This is a genomic window from Frankia sp. AiPs1 (genome assembly GCF_023716945.1).
GTDB lineage: Bacteria > Actinomycetota > Actinomycetes > Frankiales > Frankiaceae > Frankia.
On record NZ_JAMQQF010000902.1, the window covers coordinates 1 to 1535 of the forward strand.

At 74.7% G+C, this 1535-nt stretch carries 1 protein-coding gene; it reads right to left on the reverse strand.

Annotated features, from left to right (window positions below; all coding sequences use genetic code 11):
* Positions 1 to 128: 128 nt before the first annotated feature.
* Positions 129 to 1499: an L-lysine 6-transaminase gene (gene lat / locus ND748_RS31735; protein ID WP_251749968.1), complete on the reverse strand. Its 1371-nt coding sequence runs from the start codon at positions 1497 to 1499 to the stop codon at positions 129 to 131.
* Between the last annotated feature and the right edge of the window lie 36 nt (positions 1500 to 1535).

Sequence of the window (1535 nt, forward strand, 5' to 3'; positions counted from 1 at the left end):
ACCACGGTGAACGACGCGGACCGCCGCCGGGGCGACCTCGGCGCCGCCGGCCGGGCCCCCGACGGTCGCGCACAGGTCGTGAGCGCGACCGGCGATACGCGCGCCGACGCGCCGCGGGCGCACCAGGGTCATGCCGGGCTCCCCTCGTCCAGGTCGGCGACGACGCGGGCGAGCGCGGTGACGCCGGTGCTGAGCTGGTCGGCGCTGACGGTCAGCGCCGGGCGGAAACGCAGGGTGCGCACGCCCGCGGGCAGCGCGAGGACATGTTCGCGCACCCGCAGCCGGCGCAGCACCTCGTCGCGGGTGGCCCGGTCGGGCAGGTCCACCGCGCAGAGCAGGCCCCGCCCGCGCGGGTTGGTCAGCAGCCCCGGATGGGCCGCCGCGAGCGCGGACAGCTCGGTCAGCAGGCCGGCCCCGAGCGCACCGGCCCGGGCGATCAGCCCCCGGGCCTCGATGACCTCCAGGATCCGGGTCGAGCGGACCATGTCGACGAGGCCACCGCCCCAGGTGGAGCTGATCCGGCCGGGGACGGCGAGGACGTTGGCGGCGACCTCGTCCACCCGCCGTCCGGCCATGATTCCGCCGAGCTGGACCTTCTTGCCGAACGCGACGATGTCGGGACGCAGGCCGAGCTGCTGGTAGGCCCAGGCCGATCCGGTCACGCCGACCCCGGTCTGGACCTCGTCGAGGACGAACAGCGCATCGTGGCGCAGACACAGCTCGGCCATGGCGGCGAGGAACTCGGCGCGCAGGTGGTTGTCACCGCCCTCGCCCTGGATCGGTTCGGCGAGGAAACAGGCGATGTCGTGCGGATGGGCGGCGAAGGCCGCCTCGGCCTGCGCCAGCGCGACGCGCTCGGCGGCGACGACGGCGTCGAGGGCGGCCGGCGTGCAGGGAAAGGTCATCGCCGGGCAGTCGATGCGCGGCCAGTCGAACACGGGAAACCGGTCGGTCTTGACCGGATCGGTGTTGGTGACCGACAACGTGTAGCCGCTGCGCCCGTGGAAGGCGTGACGCAGGTGCAGCACGCGACGGCCCAGTCGGGCCGGACGGCCGTGCGCGGCGTTGTGCCGGCTCTTCCAGTCGAAGGCGCACTTGAGCGCGTTCTCCACCGCCAGCGCGCCGCCCTCGACGAAGAACAGGTGCGGCAGCGCCGGGTCGCCGAGGACCCGGGCGAAGGTGCGCACGAACTCGGCGTAGGCGGCGGTGGCGACGTCCGGGTTCGCCGGCTTGTTGATCGCGACGCGGCCCAGCCGGTCGAGGAAACTTGCGTCGCCGGCCAGCTCGGGCGGGTTCACCCCGAGCGGCGCCGAGGCGAAGAAGCTGTAGAGATCGAGGTAGTGCCGGCCGTCGCGGGCGTCGACCAGAACGCTGCCGGCGCTCTCGGTCAGGTCGCAGACCAGGTCCATTCCGTCGACGAGCACGTGGCGGCGCAGGACGGCCAGCACGTCGCGCGCCGCGACGCCCGGCCCGACCGGCACAGCCTCCCCCGCCTCCACAGCCTGCCCCGCCTGCCCCGCCTGCCCCGCCTGCCC